The sequence below is a fragment of the Pedobacter rhizosphaerae genome (assembly GCF_900111155.1).
Lineage (GTDB): Bacteria > Bacteroidota > Bacteroidia > Sphingobacteriales > Sphingobacteriaceae > Pedobacter > Pedobacter rhizosphaerae.
In genome coordinates this window covers 24428-42416 of record NZ_FOGG01000029.1, presented here as the reverse complement: position 1 = coordinate 42416, position 17989 = coordinate 24428, and the positions used below count along the sequence as shown (strand labels likewise).

The following is a 17989-nucleotide window of genomic DNA, read 5'->3' as shown; positions in this document are numbered from 1 at the left end:
TACTTAAAATGGTCCGTGTGACTCTGACCATGGGTTATTTCCCCTCATAAATCCCTATCCTGTGGGATCTCAGCAGATATGGCTTAGGTTGATCTTTGCCTGCAATTTGAAAAGAAATGAGTTTAGAGGCCTCTTTGGGCATATGGCAGTCGATACAGTTGGAGCTTATTGGCCCCCTGGCCAACGTAGCCTGACTATGCCTTGAATTTTGATGACAGTTTAGGCAACGCTGGGAATATACCGTAAGATTCCCCTTGATACTTTCGTGGGTATTGTGGCAAGACTGACAAGTGAGATCTTTGCTTTTCCTGTAGCAGTTACTGCCTTTCAACATGGCACTCTGATTGCCATGTACATCGGGATTAGCGCCTCCAAAAGACACAAAATCCTGCTCGAAGTAATCTTCGAGCAAGTCTCCAGGCTGAAAAGTAAAGGTTGCTTTCTGTACCATCAAATCGTTGCCCGAATGGCAAGTACCGCAGGCATCCATCTTTTGTTTCCGTGATAATGCCTTCAAGGAAGTGATGTATTGTGCCTTTTTCTCATCAGGGTTTTCCAGGTGAAATACCACATGCTGCTTGGCTGGACCATGGCAACGCTCACAGTCTATGCCATAAATAATCGATCCACGTTCCATCTGTTCATCTACCTGCGTGCCTGATCGCTGCGCAGCATTGGTTTGAACGTAAGAAGTATGGCAAGCCAGGCAACGACTGGTAATGGCCCGATCAAAATACATTTCATGATTCGGAAAGCCCGGACTATTGGCCCAATTGCCTATGGCTGAGAAGTAAGAAAGGGGAAGTTCATATAGTTTTTTCCCCTTCCAATAGGCGTAAGTGAAAGCTTTTTCTCCAGAGCCAAGGGCCATCTCCATTTTCTCGCGCTTCACAGCTTTGCCATGATAATATCCAACCTGATAGATACCATCATCCTTTTTCTCTACCTTCACCTTCATATCTTCATTAAAAACAAACTCGTCTTTACCGGGAGCTAATTGCTTCAAAAGTGTTTGATCTGTTACAAGGCTGGAGGTAAGGCCATGGCTGTTGTGCGCATAATGACGGGCAATATCCTGATGGCATTTTATACAAGTTGCGGCTCCGGCATAATTTCCCCCACGAATATCCTTTGGCAATTGATCTGCCGCATTGTTCATGCATTGCGATAACAAAATAACCGAAATGGCAATTGCACTCACTATAACCGATAAGCGAAGAAATCCTTTCAAAATGGGATACCTGGTTAGTTTACTTGATAAATTGAATATAGCTAAAATTATAACCTCCTGTATCTGTTACTACACGAATAACATTTTGGCCTGCTTTTAAAGTCAGCTTTCCAACCTGGAAAGACTTAAAGTTTTTTAAACTGCCTGTAGCGGGCACAGCGATTTGCCTGGCAATGGCTACTCCATTTACAAATACCGACAGTTTGGAGGATGTTAGCGCCGATGCAGCATTGATGCTTAAGCTGTAACTTGCCTTAGCTTTTGATGAAACCATATATTGCAACCACTCTCCTTTTTCAATGTGGCTGACATAAAATTTTTCCTTCTGGCTTGAATCCCGAAGAATATCTACGCCATCGTTTCTGTAAATGCGACCTCGGTTGCCCGCACTACGCTTATTGGTAGACACATGGTAGTCGGCAGTATCTAAATCAAAGTATGCCCAACCGTTTCTACCCAGATCATAATCTACCGCATAAATAACCGATTTATCCTGTATCCAATGAACTTTGAAGGGTTTTGTTTCAGTACTAAAGGGTTGGCGGATCATCGCATCAATAACATCTCTATGGATGATGGTATTTTCTAGTTTCGTGTCATTGGCCAACTGCATTAAACCATTGTACACATTACTTTCTTTGGGTTTAGTACCTCCGGTATTGAAGTACTTAACCAGCGCGTCATAATTTGGATTAGACCTGATTTCCATCGGATTGTTGTTGCCAATTTTTTTCAGGGGCCACCAGGCCCAGCCTATATTGTTCTTCTCAAGCAAACGGATAGCATCGGTAAACCAAACATTCGAGTTTTCTCCTGTTTCGCCTAACCAAACGGGAACCTGCTGTTCTTCCCTGGCCTTAATGATGTGTGCAATAGCACTCTGATCATTATAATTCCAGTACTTATGATAACTGAGCACCATATTCTTATCCCACACAGGAAAAATACCATTATAATTATTCCCCCAACCATTACCTTCAATGATAATGATGTGTTTTTGGTCAACAGATCTAATGGCTTCCGTAATTTCAACCATGAGTTTTCTTAAAGGGGCATTTAATTTCTCCTTAGTGCCATTTTTGTCTTCCTGTGGATTTTGAAAACCATAATTGGGTTCATTTAAAATATCATAAGCGGCAATGTAGGGTTCATCTTTATAGCGTTCGGCCAGTTTTTTCCAAAGCGCAATTGTTTTTTGCTGGTTGGCTTCACTGGTCCACAGATAAGGCTTGGAAGGATCGCGGTCGGCAATGTTAACATCATTCCCCTGCCCTCCTGGAGCAGCGTGCAAATCTAAAATAAGATACATTTGGTTGGCTTTGCACCAGGCCAGTAAACTGTCTGTTAGCGCGAATCCCTTTTCTAACCAGGTATTTTGGCCCTCAACAGGCTCTTTATCTACGGCAAGTGTATAGAGGTTATAGTGCATAGGCAGCCGGATAGAGTTAAAGCCCCATCTTTTCATCGAGTCTACATCAATCTTTCGGGTATAATTAGCCAGCCAGGCATCATAAAATGCTTCTGTTTGTTTAGGGCCTACCAGTTCCTCCATCCGTTCGCGGATTCTATATTGCTGTGATTCTTTATTAATTTTGAGCATATAGCCCTCCTGGAGCATCCAGCCCCCTAAACCTATGCCCCTTAACAACACATTCTCACCTTTCTCATTGACTATTTTGGTTCCGGATGTTTTTAAAAAACCTTGTGAGAAAGTATTTTGAAAAAATAACACGAGTAGAACGAGCAAAGCGAAGCCCTTACCCGATTGTTTTTTTTGATCGAGGCGATGATTAAACATAATGAAAGTGATTTTTATAAGTAGAAATCATAAAAAACAGGAAGAGCGTTTGATCTCTCCCTGCTAACAATTATAACTAAGCAATAATGAGCCTGATTATTTAGTACCTCCCCATTCTTTACTCTGCACAATTTTAGAGTTGGCCAGTTCTCTTTCCGGAATAGGAAAAATCTCATTTTTCCCTGCTTTAAAGCCTTTTCCGGCCAGCACAGTTGGTGCTAAGCCCCAACGAACCAAGTCGAACCAACGGTGCCCTTCTGCCGCAAGTTCTAAACGGCGCTCGCGCATGAGGTTATCCATGGTTACGGGCAGTGGGTTTAAGCCCACGCGAGCCCGCACTGCATTAAACATGGTGTAAGCTTTTGTCCCTGCACCAACCGCAGCACCACTTTTAAGCAGCGACTCTGCTTCCAGCAAATAAGTGTCTGCCAAACGGATTTCGTACATATCCTGCCCGAAATTTAATTCTAACTGACCAATTGCAGCCTTAGTTGAAGTACGGCCTGCATATTTTTCAATAAAATATCCGGTATTGGCGTTGGCATGCTTATAAGTTACAATGCCTGCCTTTTCCAAACTATCCAGATTAGCTACCGTGGCTTTATTACGTGGATCAAAATGGATCTGATCAAAGAAATCTTTGGTGAAAGGCATAAAGCTCCATCCCGAAACATAATCGGGTGCCTGTGCAGCAATTAATGGCACATAGTTACGGGGACCAACCAAAATGCCCATTACATTACCTTCACGACTGCCTACAGTGCCCCACCCCATATCTGAAGTGGTATTGAATACAATTTCCAGAATAGACTCTGAGTTGAATTTATTCTTTACATTCCACAGATCGGCATAATTGGTTAGTAGCTTATAGCCGTATGGGCTTGCGCCTGGGCTGGGTCCATTTACCAAGGCAAATTCTGCGGCTGCCTCGGCCCATTTTTGTTGCCACATATAAACCTTTCCTAAAACGGCATGCGCGGCACCCTGGGTGAGTCTTCCGCCCTGCGTGTTTGCAGGAACAGTTGGTGGCAAATTCGGAATAGCCTCGGTAAGGTCTTTGATAACTAAAGCATAAACCTGATCGGCTGGAGCCTGCAGAACATCATACATGGCACTTGGCTCTACCACTTCGGTAAGCAAGGGAACATTTTTAAAAAGTTTAACCAGATCAAAGTAATAAATCGCCCTTAAAGCTTTTACTTCGGCAATATACCTGGTTTTCGTAGCCTCATCCAAACCAGCATTGGCCACCTTTTGCAGAAACACATTGGCCCGGTATACGCCCGTAAAGCCCTTACTCCACAAATGGCTTGCCGCGCCCGAAGTAGAAGTTAATGTGTAGTTATTAATCGTTTGTAAATCGCCAATATCTGAAGGGGAATCTCCACCTGCAAAGTGGTCGTCGCAACCTGCCGAGAGGATATTCACCTTGGTGAGATAACCCGAAGATTGGTTGCCCAAAATATCATAAACAGATATGAGGGAAGTTAATGCTTCTGCCGGCGTTTTATAGTAACCAGTCTCCAGAATACGTTCCCTTGGGTTCACATCAAGCTGCTTTCTGCAAGAGGTGAATATTTGTGTTGAAGCTGCAATAGCCACAATATATAGAATGTTCTTTTTCATTGTTCAAGTATTAAAATCCAACATTTAAACCAACCATAAATGAACGGGCTTGCGGATAAACACCCCTATCTACGCCCAATACCGTTCCTCCTATTTCCGGATCATAGCCAGTGTAGTCGGTGATGGTCCATAAATTTTCACTCATCAAATAAACCCGTACCTTTTGAGCGCCCACTTTTTTCGAAATTATTTGTGGAAAGGTATAACCCACCTGCAAGGTTTTTAACCTGAAGTAATCGCCTTTTTCCAGGTAGAGTTTAGAAAACTTGATGTAATTTCCGTTAGGATCTGATTCTACAATACGCGGCATTGTGGTAGAAGGATTAGAAGGTGTCCAACGGTCTAAAACTTTAGTCTGCCAGTTGGCATAAGTAACATCTAAACGGCGCAAACCTTGAAAAATCTGGTTGCCACCCACACCATTACCAAAGGCCACTAAATCCCAGTTTTTATAGGCCAGGTTAATGGTTACACCATAAGTATATTTGGGTATAGGGCTGCCAAGAAAGGTTCTGTCTGATGAATTGATGGCATCATCTCCATTAAGGTTTGCATATTTAATATCTCCAGGTTTCGCATTAGGCTGAAGTTTTGTTCCTCCCGGGCCTACGTAACTATCAACTTCTGCCTGAGTTTGGAAAATCCCCAACATATCGTAACCATAATATTCGTTGAAAGATCTGCCTAAACCGGTTCTGGTGAAATTACCCATGGTTTGAAAACTCTGCGCATTGTCTTCAATAAATGCCTTACCCGGCAATAATTTGGTTACCTTATTTTTAAGGAATGAGATATTTCCGTTAATGCCCAGATTTAATTCCCCTATTTTCTTGCGATACCCCAATTCAAACTCAAAGCCGGTATTTTCCATATCGCCAACATTCTGTGTTGGGCCACCCGCTGCACCTACATACAATGGAATATCTGGTGTTTGCAATACACCCACCGTTTTCTTTTTGTAGTATTCTGCAGATAGCGTAAAATCGGTAAAGAAGGTGGCATCAAAGCCGATATTGGTTTGACGGGTTTCTTCCCATTTTAAATCGGGGTTAGATAAGGCCGCAGGGCTCCAGCCAATAATGCTTTGATCGGTGGTGCCGAAAGTATAGTTGCGCCCACTGCTTACCAAAGAAACATACCTGAAATCGCCCAAAGCATCATTACCCGTCACCCCATAACCTCCACGGATTTTTAAGAAGTTAACCACTTTATTTTCTTTCCAGAAACCCTCTTTTGATGGCACCCAACCTAAAGAGAAGGATGGGAAATAGCCGAAACGGTTATTGGTACCAAAACGGGATGACCCATCACGTCTCATGATCCCCGTAAAAAGATATTTTTCATCATAATCATAAGTGACACGGGTAAATAATGAGTTTACCACATGCAACGTTCCATCACTTCCACCAACAAGTTTGTTAGCCGTTCCCGGATCATAGTTCAAATTCGCCTCATAGAAGTTGTTCGCAATGATATTCTGATAGGTCGTATTTATGCTTCTGGTATTGTTATCCATGTAATAACCTTGCCCCAAAATGATAAAGGCATGGTGTTTACCAAAGTTTTTTGCATAGCTTAAGGTATTTTCCCAATTGTAATTTAATACCGTATTGATCTCGCGATAGAAAGACTTTTTATCATTTTTAGAAGAAGAGTTAAGATAAAAAAGCGGAGTAAAAGAATCTCCTCCGTAAAAAGCCACTTTAGTACCCAGAGTAGACCTAAATTTCAAATTGGTAATGGGCTCTATTTCTGCAAACACGTTCCCCACAATATTATGATCCCAATTGTAGTTACCCAACCTGGTTTGAATGTAAGCCATTGGGTTCGACATTTCCTGGCCTACAATCGGAGAAATACCATAAGGAAAACCATCAGGGTTTCTTAAGGTATTGGCAATGGTATAAGGAGATTTCGCTATTAAAGCAGGGTCCGTTTCTACTACAGGGGTAATCGGATCAAGGTTAATGGCAGAACTTAAAGGTCCGCCAAACTCACTATTGGTATTGCCTAAACTGCTGTTTACAGAATGGCTGTAGCCTACATTTTCACCAATAGTAACCCATTTAGCTGGTTTGTAGGTGGTATTAATCCTCACGTTTGCCCTATTCCACTTCGAAATTGGGCTGGCTACTATACCATCCTGGTCGATGTAACCGAAGGAACTGTAAATGGTAAATTTCTCATTCCCTCCACTGATACTGAACTCATGCGTTTGGCGGCGGGCATCGTCATTGAAAACCTGATCCTGCCAGTTGGTACCTTCACCTAGTGCTGTTGGGTTTGCATAAGGCTGAGGTAGGCCAGAGTTGGCTGCCGATTCATTCCTGATGGTGGCATATTGCGTGGCATTTAATAAATCTAACCTTTTAGCTGGCGCTGATGTACCGTAGAAGGCATTATAATTTACATTTATGCTACCTACTTTACCTTTTTTAGTGGTGATGATAATTACACCATTGGCTGCCCTTGCGCCATAAATGGCTTGCGAAGCTGCATCTTTTAAAACTTCTATCGATTCGATATCTGCCTGGTTTAAATAACCTATTCCGCCATTATCCACAATCACCCCATCTACTACCCAAAGCGGATCATTGTTGCCACCAGAAGCAAAAGAGGTATATCCCCTTACCCGTACAGTGGAGGAAGAACCTGGCTGCCCATTGCCCGATGCGATAGTTAAACCAGAGGTTCTGCCCTGAAGGGCTTGCTCTACTCTGTTGATGGGCATGCTTTCCAAGTCTTTCGCTTTAACGCTGGAGATAGACCCGGTAACCACACTTTTCTTTTGTGTACCATACCCCACTACTACAACCTCGCTTAAGTCTTTGGTGTCGGCTGATAAGCTCACATTTAAGCTTGCCGAAGTAACTGTGACTGTTTTTGGAGCCATCCCTACCAGGCTAAAAACAAGTTTTGCGCCATTGGGTACTTGAATAGAAAACCTGCCATTGGCATCGGTTGATACCGCCCGTGCAGCATTTTCTTGTTTAATGGTAACACCCGGAAGTGGTGTTCCATCTTTCTCATCGGTAACTTTTCCTGTAACGGTGATATCCTGCGCCAATAGCGCCAGCGGAAATGCCATGATACAGTAAATGAAGAATACGAACGTAAATCTTCTGCTCATAGAAAATAATTTTAGGTTAATACTTGGTTAGTTAGTGCGTGGTCTGTAGTTCGACCAAAACATTAAATCAAATCTATAGGAGGCAGGAACCTTTTACAGCATCTGCCACCACTACACAAACCATACAATACCCGTATTTTAACCTACAATGATTTTACAAGGCCCTACATAGCCCCTACACAAACAACACAAAAAACTGATTAACAGCAGATTATAAATAACCAATGTTTAAAATCACTTTGTAACAAAAACAGTGATTTACATGGGTTTTTGCCGGGATATACCGATCAAAAATTCATAAAGATTAACATCTGGCCTTAACTGAAGCTTCTTCCTTAAGCGATACCGGCCAACTTCTACCGCTTTAATGGTAATATTCATCAGCTGTGCCATCTCTTTTGAAGAGAGGTTCATTGATAAATAAGCACAGAACTTAAGGTCGTTCTGACTCAGGTCTGGATAAAGGTCTTTAAGCTTGTTAAAGAAATCTTTGTTTACCTGATTGAAATGCATGCTGAGGTGGTCTAACTCCTGATCCTTCTTCTCTACATCTTTAATTAAACGGATTAAATGCCTGAAGCTTGGCGAACTTTCAGTAATATCATGGTTTTTAATTACCGTAGAAATCACCTCCTTTATTTTCGCCAATACCTTACCCCGTTGCACCAGGTGCATATTCATGGTAGAAAGCTCTTTGTTCTTGTAATTTACATCAGCCTCCAGCTTTTCATTTTGTAAACGAACAATCTCCTTCTCATTTCTATCCAGTTCCAGTTGATGCAGGTAACTCATCCGCTCCTGTTCTTTCCTGTATTTCTTCTTTTGCCAGCGGATAATTAACCGAACCAGCAAAACGATAATGGCCAAATAAACCAAACGCATCCAAATGGTATTGTACCAGGCCGGTAGCACTACAAAAACGTAACTTACAACATCAGATTCATTTCCAACATCAATTCGGGATTTAACTTTGAAAGTGTATTTCCCTGCCGGAAGGTTAGTATAGTCTTTTTCACTTTTAGTGCCCCATGCAGACCAATCCTCATCAAAGCCTACCAATTGATAACTGAAACTGATATTTTTATCATGCTCAAATAAAGTAGAAGAGAATTCGAAATGAGTGGAGTTAAACTGAAAACTGAACTCAGGGATATGTTTCTCATCTTGTTTTGTTGCAATTATCTCCTTTGCTACGAAATACCCGCCAAAAACAATACTATCCTGCAATTTTACCGTGCCCAAAAGCACATTTGGCTTGGTTATATTCTGAATGTATTTATTGTAATTGATGTGGTAAGCGCCCTTATTTGCGCCAATAAATATATTCTGATTATCCAGCGCATATACAGATTCAAAACCACCTACAACCTTGCCATCCAGCTCAGGAAGATAGAAAATACTAAATGGCTTGCCTCCACCAGCCTTAGAAAAATCAATTACGCCCACTTTTTTATTGCTTACAAACCAGATATTTCCCTCATTATCTTCTTTTAAATATTGAATAGAAATACCGTTTAAAGCATTACCCAAAAGTTTAAAGCGAATAAATTTATTTTTCTCTGCATCGTACTCAAAAATGCCAGTTGACGTAGCAACCACTACGCGGTTCTTAATGCGGTATACATAGTTATATAATTTTGATGGCAAACCTTCCTTGTCGGTAAATAGGGTGGTTCTCTTTACGCGTTTCCCATCGGGCTGAAGTTCAATCCGATAAATGCCATGGTAAGGATGGGATGCCCAGATGTTTTCATTGTTATCTACCACAATAAACCTTAACGTTTCAATAATGCCTTCTACTCTCCCCGAGTTAATAAACCGGCCATTAACATAATTGAGCTTTTGAAGCCCCGTGTAAGTGCCCGCTAAAATATTTTGGGCCGGATAAACATTTTCAAGTGGTTGAAACATCCAGGTACCCGGCAGCACATATAGTGGTTTGGCTACATTTCCCACAATGGTGGATGTGCCATCTTCATGCGCCATCAATAATTGATTATTGATTTCCTCCAGCCCCCAAACCTGGCCCCTGGTATTTTTTACCTCTGCAAAATTTGTGGCAGAATAACTTAAATCCCGTTTATTAGGCTCCAAACCTGAAGTATAAAGGCCATTGGAGGTACCTATATAAATTTGCTGACCAAACTTTCTAAAGGCATAGCTGGTGGTTTGCTTGGTGCGGTCGGGGAAGATTCTTTTAATGGCACTGTTAATGGCCACATAAGAAATTCCATCATCAAGTGCTAACCACATGTTCTTATCTCGATCTAGCAATATTCCTCTAACATTATTGTTTTGAAGTCCTTCCCTGTAATTATATTTCTGAATCAGCTTTCCATTTTTATCCATAATATAAACACCACCAGAAGTTGTTCCAATAGCGTAATGTCCGTTATTGATTTGGCTGGCAAAGAAAATACGGTCGTTAAAAAATACCCGGTCTAAACTCGTTTGGAAAGGCTTAATTACGCCATTAGTCACCAGAAACAAGCCTTTCTTAAGCGTGGTCACTAAAATAGTATCTCCATGGTAAGGGAGCACTCCGGTTACAGATGATATTTTCATCTCCTGAGCATTGCAAAAGGGTTTCCAAAGCTCTTTGTCGTGAAGCAATAGTCCCGCATCCTTGTCTTGCGATATAACCTGATTATTCACAACCCCCACATAGAGCCAGGTAGTACTGGGTTTGTAGTACTTAATGGCCCCATCTTTATAGTGTAAAATGGCATTGTTAGACCTGAAATAAACTTCATCATTTAAGATAGCAATGTCCCATATATCGGCAAGCTTTCGCATTCCTTCGGGAATAAGGTGGAGCAGGGAAGTATATTTGAGTATCCCTTGTGCATTGGGGAAAAAATATCCTACCTCATCTTGCGCACCCACATATATTCTATTTTTAGAATCAATACCAACCGATCGTACGGAGGTATAGTTGGGAAGGCGATAGAGATTCCAGTACTGTCCGTTAAAGGTTAACAAACCTTCGTTGTTACCGAAATATAAAATTCCGCTGCGGTCTTGTTTAACATCCCAGTTTTGAATCCCGCCGTTATATTGTTCGTTATTATAATTTACAATTTGTGGAATTCCCAGTAAATCCTGTGCATATAAAGAATAGCAGCTTGATAAAAAGATGATTAGGGATAAAAGTTTCTTCATTTGGTTAGGAATGATTTGCGCAATAATAAATATATAAATTTTAATTCCTTCTACCACGCAGCTGCGCTAGTATTCAATGTGTTTAATCTGCAGAAAAACTTACGTGATAATATTGAACAAATAATTTAAATTGCGCCCCTCAATCTCTGGCCAATGAAACCCTCCATCTCAAAATATATTCGAGCAATATCTTTAATACTCCTATTAGGTTTGTCTTTTTCTTTAAGCGCACAAGAATATACTATTGTTAAAGCGCAGGGCGGATATTTAAAAGGTATAAAAGAGGGACCTGCCTGGATTTTTAAAGGTGTTCCCTATGCCGAAACGCCCACAGGTGAATTACGTTTCTTACCTCCTGTTGCTAAAAAAGGCTGGACAGACACTTTAAATTGCACAAGCTTTGGCCCTGTTGCTACACAATACAATGGGAATACCAAACAGGTTAAAGGGAATGAAGATTGTTTAAGTTTAAATATTTACACTCCTGAGCTAAATACAGAGGCTAAACTGCCTGTACTGGTTTGGGTACATGGAGGATCAATGACAGCAGGCTCGGGCTCAGGGCAAAACGGACATGCTTTTGCCGATAAGGATAGCGTAGTAACCATTACCATCAATTATAGATTGGGTGTATTTGGCTTCCTTTATCTGGGTGATATTGACCCCAAGTACCGCAGTTCGGGGAATAATGGCCTGCAGGATTTAATGCTTTCTTTAAGCTGGATTAAAGATAATATAGCAGCCTTTGGTGGTGACCCTAGCCGCGTAACGGTTATTGGTGAATCGGCTGGTGCCAAACTGGTGAGTACATTGTTACTGAATAACAAGGCAAAAGACTTATACCATCAATTAATTTTAGAGAGCGGTGCGGTACAATGTGTTAGAGATTCGGCTACGGCTAAATCCATCCGCAAAAGATTATTGAAAGAACTGAAGTTAAAACGACCAGAAGAATTACTGACTTTATCTGCTGAACAGTTGATTACTGCTCAGAACACCATTTGTAAGGGGGCTCAGGGCACCAATTATTTCGGCCCTGTTGCTGATGGACAAGTCATTAACGAAAATATTTATGATTACATAAAGCAAAATACAGATCAAAGCAAGCGTTTTTTAATCGGCACCAATAAAGCGGAAAGCCGGATGTTTATGGATATGGATAAACGCCTGCAAAATCCATCCCGCAAAGCATTAAAAGATTGGTTCGGCACAAACGGACGATGGGTATGGAAAAATTTTAAAGCTAATCAAAAACAGTTAGGCACCGATTCTGCCGCCAAAACAGTGCTTACCCAGTACATGTACACGATGCATTCTTATCGTTTAGCGGATACTTTAGCCACAGTAAATAACCATATCTGGATGTATCGTTTCGATTATAGCAAGGATGGTAAAGGCGCTTCGCACGCTGCCGAACTACCGTATGTGTGGTTAGATCCATATGCTAAAAATGCGAACATGAACTATGATCTGGCCTCGTTAATGCATGATTATTGGGTAGATTTTATTCGTGACAGGCCAATTTCTAACTGGCCAAACTATTTACCACAACAAAAGTCAATTAAGGTTTTCGATCGAAATACAACTTTAGAAACGCCAAGGGCTGTGTTTAATGATCCTAAGCACCCGGCAGCATGTTTGGTGTTGAGGTAAGGGAACATTGAAATGGTCCGTGAGCCACGGACCATGGCATACTGATAATCCATAACACGCAACTTATAACCATTTTAACACCTTGAAATGGTCCGTGTGCCACGGACCATGGATCGAAATTGCTACTTAGCCAACAAATGTGGCTCCACTGCTTTTTTCCAGATATCATATCCTGCTGCATTCATATGCAACATATCGCCAACAAAAAGCTCTGGTCTTAATTTTCCATCAGGCGTAAGCATCAATGGATAAATATTAATGAAAGTGGTATTTTTTTCTCCTGACAAGAATTTTTGAATCAACAAGTTAGCCGCAATCGCTTTTTCCCTAAACTTATCTCTGCTGGGGCTGGGCTTAATAGAAATGTAAGCAATTGGAATTTTAGGTAACTTCTCTCTAATGGCTTTATACAATTTTACGGTCCTGTTAAGCACACTATCAGGCGTAGTCTTCTCATCAGGAAGATCGTTTTCCCCTACGTAAATTACAATCTGCCGTGGATGGTAAGAGAAAACCACATCATTTAAATAAAAGGTAATGTCATTGGTAACCGCGCCACCTATTCCTCTATTTAAGGCATTATATTTCGCAAAATCTTGCGTTAGGGTATCCCATTTCCTAATGGATGAACTCCCAACAAAAAGTACCGGATTGGCAGGTGCCTTAAACATCTGATCGTACTTTTTAATGGTTTGTACATCTTCCCAAAAATTGGGCTTGGTTTGAGCGAAGCTAATGGTTGTGAATGCGCATAAACATGCCGCAATAAGAAACTTTTTCATAAGGGATTGGAATTCTTTAATCGTTTACTTTTCCTTCAACTTACCTATTTAAACGCTTGGTAAGGGTTTTCATTGCCAATAGAAAAGTAAACAGGGCACAAGATAATAATATCTCCAATTTTAAAACACATCATATTGAGCTTGAGAATAAAGTTTGCCTTATCCAAAATCAGTTGGCCATTCGTAGCTTTTTATTTTCCTGCAGATAAAAATGGATATTCAGACCTGCTTTTTCCTTACCTCAGCACAAATCTGTGAAATCGGCGGGAGAAACAAACGTTCCATTATATTCTGAAAGAAGGTGTAACCCATATCTTACAGCCCATCATTGCTAATTTATTACTGCATCTTGTATATTTGAGGTTATGCACACCAATACTATATTAACGAAACCTCACTATGCGATCTTAGATGGATTACGTGGCGTGGCGGCACTCATTGTCGTTATCTTTCACATTTTAGAGGCTCATTCTACCAGTCATTTAGATTTAATGATTAACCATGGCTACCTTGCCGTAGATTTCTTCTTTCTACTTTCTGGCTTTGTAATTGGTTATGCATACGACGATCGTTGGACAAAGCTCAGCATTGGTGGGTTCTTTAAACGGCGCTTAATCCGTTTGCAGCCGCTAGTGGTATTGGGGATGATTATTGGTGCTTTAGGTTTCTATGCTTCAGACTCAGCTATATTTCCGTTAATCCACACGGTTCCCATGTGGAAAGTAATTATGGTTATGCTAATTGGTTTTACTCTTATCCCCTTACCTATTTCGATGGATATTAGGGGCTGGCAGGAAATACACCCCTTAAACGGACCAGGCTGGTCACTTTTTTATGAATATATAGCCAATATCCTGTATGCCCTTGGTTTTAGAAAACTGCCAAACTGGGCACTAATGCTGTTAGTATTATCCTCCGGAACATGGTTAATATGCTATACAGTAACCAGCAAAACTGGTGATGTAATTGGCGGCTGGTCGCTCAATGCCGAACAGATTGAGATTGGTTTAACGCGAATGATGTTTCCTTTCTTCGCAGGGCTTTTACTTTCCAGATTAACCAAACCTACTCAAATTAAAAATGCTTTTATCTGGAGCAGCTTAGCGTTAATTATCACCTTAGCCATTCCCAGAATTGGCGGCACAGATAAACTTTGGCTTAATGGCTTGTGTGATGCCTTAACCATTATCTTCATCTTTCCTATCATTGTTTATGTTGGTGCCAGCGGACAAATCCACAGCAAAGCGGGAAATAAAATCTGTAAATTTCTGGGCGATATTTCTTACCCCATTTATATTACCCACTACCCCTTAATTTACGTCTATACCGGTTGGGTGAGCGATAATCGAGGCCTTGGTTTTTCCGCTTACTTACCATATGGCTTGCTCACTTTTATAGCTGCTGTGGGTATTGCTTATGCGGCTTTGAAATTATATGATGAACCGATCAGGGCCTGGTTGCAGAAACGGTTGGCGTAGTTCTTAACCATTCGCTTTTGTGATTGGGTTCCTGACAATAATTTATTTTTTAGTTTAAAGCTTCGATCTTGAAACTTAATATATGTGGATACCGCATTGTTTTTTTAAAGAATTAAATGCGGAAAGCAATCATCTACGCATCCCTGAATACTTCGTATTAACATCGTAAGGCTGCCGTGTATACTGAGCAGACCCGTTCTATATAAGGAAGTAAATGCCTTGTCAGGCTTATCTGTTAATGACTTTATTAATCAACGCGAGGCAATAAAGCAGCAGAACTTTTGAAAAAACAATGATAATAATATAAGCGAGATTGCTTATTTGGTTGGTTTTGCTGATCCCAAATATTTTGCCCGCCAATTCAGGAAAAAATTTGGAATGTCACCAAGGGATTGGCGTAAGCTGTAGTGCTTTTACACCAATCCCTTTTTCATCATCTTTTACCGGGCACCTAATACTCTACATGATAATCCTTCTTAAAGGCCGCCCCACTCCAGGCTTTCTTAGCGGTCCAATCGGCAGCAGGGTCTGTCCAGAAAGGGTGATGAGCTGGCAATCCCAATGGTAGGAATCCCAAGGTAGCCATATATAAACTTCCTGTAGAAGTATAACTATCGGCAATCATAGGTTGCGAACCACAAAAGCCCAATACTAACCAACCGTTGCTATCGAAATTATTGCAGGTATCGAACATCCGGTGCATCACCGCCGATATACCACAACGCACCTGTGCCGCACTCACGTGTTCAGGTAATTTCTCCATTAAAGCCACTTGTGCCAATGCCTGGAAAGCCGCCGTACGGTAGGTTGCCGAGCGCCCCATGGCTGGGTAAGTACCCTCTGGACTGATGATCCGCTCAGAAAATTCTGAATACCGAACCATCCTTTGTAAAGCAGTATTGTACTCTTCAACAGGCACTCTCTTCTTATCTGAAAGGACTTTTAAGAAATCGACCAACATGGGATGGATCACATATGAATTGTAATAATCCATGCTAAAACTTGGCCCATCGCTATACCAGCCATCGCCCTTGTACCATTCAATCATTTTCTTCCGGGCAAATTCTATCCTTGCCGGATCAGGCTTTTCACCCACGCTCAGCAAAAAACACTCATTTATTCCGGCAAATAGCAACCAATTATTATAAGCACCTGTACGGGTTCTTAACGTTTTAAACTCTTCAATTACCCTGCTTTTGGTTACGGCGTCTAATGGTTCCCATAAAGCCTTTGGTGCACGCAAAAAAGCCTGGGCCATGTAGGCCGCATCAACAATCGGCTGGCTTTCTGTTCTAAAGTTCAGGTAATCGGGGTTGGCTGGGTCTACAGCGTTAACAATGCCTTTTAATAAGGCTGTACGCAACTCCAGTCGCATTTTACCTTCGTCGGTATTATCATCCGAAAGGGCCAGCCAGGGTGCAACACCAGCCATAGTTCTCCCCACTGCTTCCAAATAAGTTACCTTTTTAAAAAAGTCTGTTTTCATTCCGGGTGGAACTTCAACAGGCATATTTTTCTTTAAGGTGCTATTGGATAAGTTTAAAATAACCGGCGAGGCCATCTTATAAAGTAGTTTGGCCCAGTAAGCGCGTTCTTGCAAGCCCGTGTTTTGAACCTTGCCTTTAGTTTTTTGCGCCTGGATTAGATTCAGGTTCGCCAGGCTAATTGTAGCAATTAGCAGGCTAATTTTTAATATTTTCATTTAAGGACTAGAATTTAAAATGCTATTGAATATTGAAAAAACGAGTTGCACCGGCACTAAGCTGTACTTCAAAATTTATCGCTTTGGGTTTGGTGCCATCATAATCAACGTTTAGGGGGATAATTTCTCCGGTAGCAGCATCTTTTACCTGCACCTTTTGTGGATCCTGATCTGCCACTTTTTTGGCTATGCTTCTCCATGGAATTTCTACCTTTTGTTTTTTACTTGTAGCATTTGTATTAACCACCGTGCTAATCCATCCATTATTTTCCTGCTGAAGTTTCAGTTTAAACAGCTCGGTACCCGCCAGCAAAAATGCGCCTACACCATACACATCGGTATCATCATACCCAACCACATCTGGGGCGGCACCTTGGGCCTGTACATAGACCAATTTCCCATCAGCGTGCACCGAAGAACTCAATGCAGCCCAGGCTTTATTGAGTACTGTTTTATACTTTTTGTAAGGCAATAGGTTATTGTTTACCCCCCAGGCCATGGCATAAGCAATAAATCCTGTACCACTGGTTTCTTTACTCGGATAGCTGTCCGGGTCAAGTAAACTGGCATGCCAGGTACCGTCGGGCTGTTGCAGTGCGGCTAACCTGCCCGACATTTCTTTGTATAGTTTAATAAAGCGTTTATAATCCGGGTGTGCTGTCGACATGGTAGATAACACCCTCACCAGGCCAGCTATTACCCAGCCATTTCCACGGCCCCAAAATACTTTGGCACCATTCTTTTTCTGTTTTTTAAAGTAACGGCTATCGCGATAAAACAACTGCTCATCCTGATCATATAAATAGGCAGTAGATTTCCACCATAAAGCACTGGCCTTATCCAGGTATTTGGCATCACCTGTAGCCTGACTTAAATAGGCTAAGGCCGGAGGGCCCATAAATAAGGCATCGCACCAGGCCCATTCGCGCATGTGGATAGACTTTTTCCATTCTAAGGATTCGGTGTGTGGTAAAACCACCAATGAATCGGCCATGCTTTTAAAATCTGCTATATATTTAGGATTTTGATAGATGGTATACAATTGTGAGTATAACTGCCCCACGCAGTAATCATCTGCAAAGTGACGGTAATGACCTATTTTCCACTGGTTATCTTCCCCTACCTGAATCAGTTTCTGATAATAAGCATCTGTTGCAGCCAGACCACTAAAAGCCATCATCCCCGTGTACATGGCTCCGGATGTCCAGTCTTTTTTTGGGTTTTTCCAGCCCTCCGTACCTAATGTTTTCCACTGCCAGTCTGCTACCCTTTTCATGTGGAGGTAAATGCTGTCGGGTAATGCTATTTGCCCCTGAACGGCAATTGCATAGCTTAATGAAATAAGTAATAAAAGTTTACGCATATATTTGGTTTTGGTTGTTATTGTTGGTTTCCCGCCAGGTGCTGAGTGGTATAGTTTTTACGCT

General features: G+C 41.5%; 11 protein-coding genes. 3 read left to right on the top strand and 8 right to left on the bottom strand.

What is annotated here, in order from left to right; all coding sequences use genetic code 11:
* Positions 1 to 34: 34 nt before the first annotated feature.
* The 5 genes from BMX11_RS18630 to BMX11_RS18610 all read right to left on the bottom strand — a co-directional run bounded on the left by BMX11_RS18630 (position 35) and on the right by BMX11_RS18610 (position 10947).
* Positions 35 to 1231 carry a multiheme c-type cytochrome gene (locus tag BMX11_RS18630; protein WP_139180228.1) on the bottom strand — a complete coding sequence of 399 codons (1197 nt, stop codon included), beginning with the start codon at positions 1229 to 1231 and terminating at the stop codon, positions 35 to 37.
* 19 nt (positions 1232 to 1250) lie between these two features.
* Positions 1251 to 3029 (bottom strand): cellulase family glycosylhydrolase, encoded by a 1779-nt coding sequence (locus BMX11_RS18625; protein WP_090887123.1) that lies wholly within the window; start codon positions 3027 to 3029, stop codon positions 1251 to 1253.
* Positions 3030 to 3125: 96 nt separating this feature from the next.
* Positions 3126 to 4655: a RagB/SusD family nutrient uptake outer membrane protein gene (locus BMX11_RS18620; protein WP_090887119.1), complete on the bottom strand. Its 1530-nt coding sequence runs from the start codon at positions 4653 to 4655 to the stop codon at positions 3126 to 3128.
* Positions 4656 to 4665: 10 nt separating this feature from the next.
* A complete protein-coding gene (locus tag BMX11_RS18615) occupies positions 4666 to 7785 on the bottom strand; it encodes a SusC/RagA family TonB-linked outer membrane protein (protein WP_090887115.1) in 3120 nt (1039 codons plus the stop codon).
* A gap of 258 nt (positions 7786 to 8043) precedes the next feature.
* Positions 8044 to 10947, bottom strand: a complete 2904-nt coding sequence (locus tag BMX11_RS18610) for a triple tyrosine motif-containing protein (RefSeq protein WP_090887169.1) — start codon at positions 10945 to 10947, stop codon at positions 8044 to 8046.
* Positions 10948 to 11100: 153 nt separating this feature from the next.
* On the opposite strand from BMX11_RS18610, the gene BMX11_RS18605 reads away from it, so the two are divergent.
* Positions 11101 to 12600, top strand: a complete 1500-nt coding sequence (locus tag BMX11_RS18605; protein WP_090887113.1) for a carboxylesterase/lipase family protein — start codon at positions 11101 to 11103, stop codon at positions 12598 to 12600.
* 122 nt (positions 12601 to 12722) lie between these two features.
* Here the strand turns inward: BMX11_RS18605 and BMX11_RS18600 are convergent, their stop codons facing one another.
* Entirely contained in the window at positions 12723 to 13382 is a 660-nt protein-coding gene (locus BMX11_RS18600; RefSeq protein ID WP_090887111.1) for a GDSL-type esterase/lipase family protein, read from the bottom strand.
* Positions 13383 to 13747: 365 nt separating this feature from the next.
* Here BMX11_RS18600 and BMX11_RS18595 point away from each other — a divergent pair, with 365 nt between their 5' ends.
* Positions 13748 to 14860: an acyltransferase family protein gene (locus tag BMX11_RS18595; protein WP_090887108.1), complete on the top strand. Its 1113-nt coding sequence runs from the start codon at positions 13748 to 13750 to the stop codon at positions 14858 to 14860.
* 303 nt (positions 14861 to 15163) lie between these two features.
* Positions 15164 to 15268, top strand: a complete 105-nt coding sequence (locus tag BMX11_RS24855; protein ID WP_090887105.1) for an AraC family transcriptional regulator — start codon at positions 15164 to 15166, stop codon at positions 15266 to 15268.
* Positions 15269 to 15311: 43 nt separating this feature from the next.
* Here the strand turns inward: BMX11_RS24855 and BMX11_RS18585 are convergent, their stop codons facing one another.
* Positions 15312 to 16562, bottom strand: a complete 1251-nt coding sequence (locus BMX11_RS18585; RefSeq protein ID WP_090887102.1) for a DUF2264 domain-containing protein — start codon at positions 16560 to 16562, stop codon at positions 15312 to 15314.
* Between the two features lie 22 nt (positions 16563 to 16584).
* The gene (locus tag BMX11_RS18580) at positions 16585 to 17925 is read right to left on the bottom strand and encodes a glycoside hydrolase family 88/105 protein (RefSeq protein WP_090887099.1); all 1341 of its coding nucleotides are present in this window, start codon (positions 17923 to 17925) and stop codon (positions 16585 to 16587) included.
* Positions 17926 to 17989: the final 64 nt, after the last annotated feature.